This window comes from Oleiphilus sp. HI0061 (assembly GCF_001635675.1).
This window is the reverse complement of sequence record NZ_LWFE01000679.1, coordinates 1-3,149: the sequence shown is the minus strand read 5'-3', so window position 1 is coordinate 3,149 and position 3,149 is coordinate 1. Positions and strand designations below refer to the sequence as shown.

Sequence of the window (3,149 nt, the reverse complement as noted above, 5' to 3'; positions counted from 1 at the left end):
TCGGATCAAGGTCGCCATTACGAACCAAACGAGCTAAATCTTGTGCATCGCGTTTATCTGTTTTCACGCGTTGTCCGGGTTTCTTTGGAATCAGTGATGGCGCAACAACATAGCAACAATGGCCTAAGCTTGTCAGCAATCGATAAATCCAGTAGCCACAGGGGCCTGCTTCATAAACAAAATGCAGGGTAGCCTGCGGGTATTTGCTTTCAAACTGTCTTGCCATCTTGGTAAGTGATACTTTGGCTGAAGAAACTCTTCCAAGATGTTTTACTTCTGAGCCTCGTTGATCTTCGCAATATGCGACTTCGGTGAACTCCTTATGGGTGTCCAATCCGACAAAAATTATGGTATTGTTTTTCATGGTGCTGGCCTCCGCTTATATGGTATGACACATATATTATGGCTCTGGCTTTGCTAACCCACGATAGGAGGTCAGCACTCTTTTGGGACGTGGGGAGTCATTATGTCTATGATCAAGGAAGTAAAAATGTATAAAGGTGTGCTTATTGTATTCCTACTACTTTTATCAGGGGCCTCTCAAGCCTGTGAGGAATTCCGAAAGCCCAAAGCTCACTTTCCAGTATTAGGTGTTACTCCAGAATTTTTGTCCCAAGAAATGCCGAAAATCATTTCCTTATTAGAGGGCCAAACTATCGTATATATGAGTTTCTGGTCACCCAAGTGCTTAGATGTAATGGCTGGTAAGCTCGAAAGCAGAGAAAACCAAGAAGGCTTTACCTACTATTTCGACAAAAATGATAAAGGCTGGTTTATATCTGGGGCACATAAATGGGGAAGTTAATCATAACCAGTTTAGCCTGCATCGCCCAAGGGAACCTTGGGCTGGACCTCGCTGCGCTCGGCCGCAGCTAAAAGCGTTAGAGTAAAAATATGAAAAAGAAATTAAAGGCAATCTCCATTGTTATTCTAGTAGTCGTAGCCTTTTTAATTGGTGGTGGTTACGGTTACTCAGTTGCTAATAAAGATACTACGGCAAGGTGGTTGTCTAGCACTGCTGGTCAAGCTTTAATAGATCGCTCGCTGGTTAGCGAAGCAATCAAAGATATTGATCATGGCAATGTTATTCAGGCTAGGGAAACTTTAAGCAGTTTGTCCGTGTCTCTTCAAATTCAACTTAAACAATGCGTAGAGTCTGAGCTTTGCCAGGAATCAATTAAGAACAATGCAGCAAAAGTATTCAATCAACTCTAACAAGTTTAGCCTGCCTCGCCCCGGAAAAAGCCCCGGGGCTGGACTCGCTATCGCTCGCCGCAGCTAAAGGCGTTGGTATGACTCCCCACGTCAAGAGGCCCGCACAAAATCCTGCCGGAACCTCGGCCAGAGCCTTTCTTTTTAATTAACATTCTTCCCGTTAGGGAAGCGTCAACGCATCAGATGAAGCAAGTAATTTCGACGGTGATCATGCTGGTATTCGTGGGTTGCTAACGCGACGCGTTAACCTATCCAACCTTACTTATTACGTCGTGGTGCCTGTCTTCAGTCTATGCTCGTGGATCAATGTACTGCTAGCTCATTGCCAACCTAACGCCTTCGGTGATTGCACCACAGCCGCTGCTTGATCTTTTGCATTGACGCTAAACTTGTTCATGTATTATTCCTTATCTACTTAAGCGGGTACGCGTGAGATTCGTGTTTTTGGATCTATTCTGGGTAAGGTGACTTCCTTCGAGATTGACCAGATATAAGCTATCAGTTCTCGTGCGATCGCCGTTACCACGACACTTCGATGTTTACCTTTGTGTATTAGTCGTTGATATCGTCTACATAATCTCTGTTGTGCTTGCCAAGCTTGATCAATTACCTCTTTCGGCAATCCTTCCTGCCTGAGCTGTAATTCCTTCGATATCTTTGCGGGATAGCGATAGCTATGTGCAGCCTCAACTAACAATCTCCTCGCTCGCCCATTTCCACACTTGGTGATCGCGCCTAAGTGTCGTTTTCCTCCACTTGAATGTTCGGAGGGCGTCGTTCCGATATAACTCATCAGTTTTCTAGGGCTATCAAATCGTGTTAAGTCTCCTAGCTCTACAATGACACCAGTGGCGGTGAGCAGTCGAACGCCTCTCAAGGCTTGTATCGCTTTCACAACCGGATAATATCGCCATTGCTTCACGTGATGGGCGAGTTCATTGTCCAGACGCTCTAGTCGAGCATTGCGTTCTGAAATGGTTTGAATCATCTCTTGCAAGACAAATTGCTGACTAGGATGAGGTAAGATGATCTCTGTTAACCAACGAAGGTGTTTTAAGCTCCAATTTGATTTGCCTGAATAGTTAATATGGTTTCTGAGCAGCAAGGCTTTTAGCTGGAAACGTGCATTATTCAAATCATGCATTGCACGCTCACGTGCTCGAGATAGATCTCGTATTGCTTCATCTGCGGGTTCAGGAACGTAAATCGGATCAAGGTCGCCATTACGAACCAAACGAGCTAAATCTTGTGCATCGCGTTTATCTGTTTTCACGCGTTGTCCGGGTTTCTTTGGAATCAGTGATGGCGCAACAACATAGCAACAATGGCCTAAGCTTGTCAGCAATCGATAAATCCAGTAGCCACAGGGGCCTGCTTCATAAACAAAATGCAGGGTAGCCTGCGGGTATTTGCTTTCAAACTGTCTTGCCATCTTGGTAAGTGATACTTTGGCTGAAGAAACTCTTCCAAGATGCTTTACTTCTGAGCCTCGTTGATCTTCGCAATATGCGACTTCGGTGAACTCCTTATGGGTGTCCAATCCGACAAAAATTATGGTATTGTTTTTCATGGTGCTGGCCTCCGCTTATATGGTATGACACATATATTATGGCTCTGGCTTTGCTAACCCACGATAGGAGGTCAGCACTCTTTTGGGACGTGGGGAGTCATTATGTCTATGTAAATTCAGCAAAGATGCATACCCAATGAACTGGGCGTATGAATAAAGTTTGGCCAAGGAGTGAAGAGATAAATGAAGAGAATATTCTTTATTGTTTTATTAGTTTCCGGTTGTGCAACATCATCAGGCGTAATCCCTATAGGGATAGATACGTATTTGATTTCTAGATCCCAAAAAGGATTCGATGTGGTTGGTGGCAGTGTTAAAGCTGATGTATATAAAGAAGCATTTGCATTTTGTAACAATCAAAATA

5 protein-coding genes are annotated in these 3,149 nt (G+C 44.1%); 3 read left to right on the top strand and 2 right to left on the bottom strand.

Translation table 11 applies throughout. The features are described from left to right. On the bottom strand, positions 1-364 hold a 364-nt coding region (locus A3735_RS08575), incomplete at its 3' end, for a transposase (RefSeq protein WP_156499539.1). Positions 365-466: 102 nt separating this feature from the next. Between A3735_RS08575 and A3735_RS08570 the strand changes: the two genes are divergently transcribed. Together A3735_RS08570 and A3735_RS08565 are read left to right on the top strand one after the other, a co-directional pair. After that, a complete protein-coding gene (locus A3735_RS08570) occupies positions 467-805 on the top strand; it encodes a hypothetical protein (RefSeq protein WP_068637917.1) in 339 nt (112 codons plus the stop codon). An 89-nt stretch (positions 806-894) separates the two neighbouring features. Further along, positions 895-1,215: a hypothetical protein gene (locus A3735_RS08565; protein WP_068634255.1), complete on the top strand. Its 321-nt coding sequence runs from the start codon at positions 895-897 to the stop codon at positions 1,213-1,215. Between the two features lie 415 nt (positions 1,216-1,630). Here the strand turns inward: A3735_RS08565 and A3735_RS08560 are convergent, their stop codons facing one another. Continuing rightward, positions 1,631-2,785, bottom strand: a complete 1,155-nt coding sequence (locus A3735_RS08560; RefSeq protein ID WP_068510169.1) for an IS110 family transposase — start codon at positions 2,783-2,785, stop codon at positions 1,631-1,633. 183 nt (positions 2,786-2,968) lie between these two features. Here A3735_RS08560 and A3735_RS31790 point away from each other — a divergent pair. Then, a partial coding sequence (locus tag A3735_RS31790) for a hypothetical protein (RefSeq protein ID WP_231882511.1) occupies positions 2,969-3,149 on the top strand: 181 nt, incomplete at its 3' end.

What these genes read in the sequence shown, in the direction of transcription:
- A3735_RS08570 (WP_068637917.1), top strand. Translation starts at nt 467, where the DNA reads ATGTCTATGATCAAGGAAGTAAAAATGTATAAAGGTGTGCTTATTGTA.
- A3735_RS08565 (WP_068634255.1), top strand. Translation starts at nt 895, where the DNA reads ATGAAAAAGAAATTAAAGGCAATCTCCATTGTTATTCTAGTAGTCGTA.
- A3735_RS08560 (WP_068510169.1), bottom strand. Translation starts at nt 2,785, where the DNA reads ATGAAAAACAATACCATAATTTTTGTCGGATTGGACACCCATAAGGAG.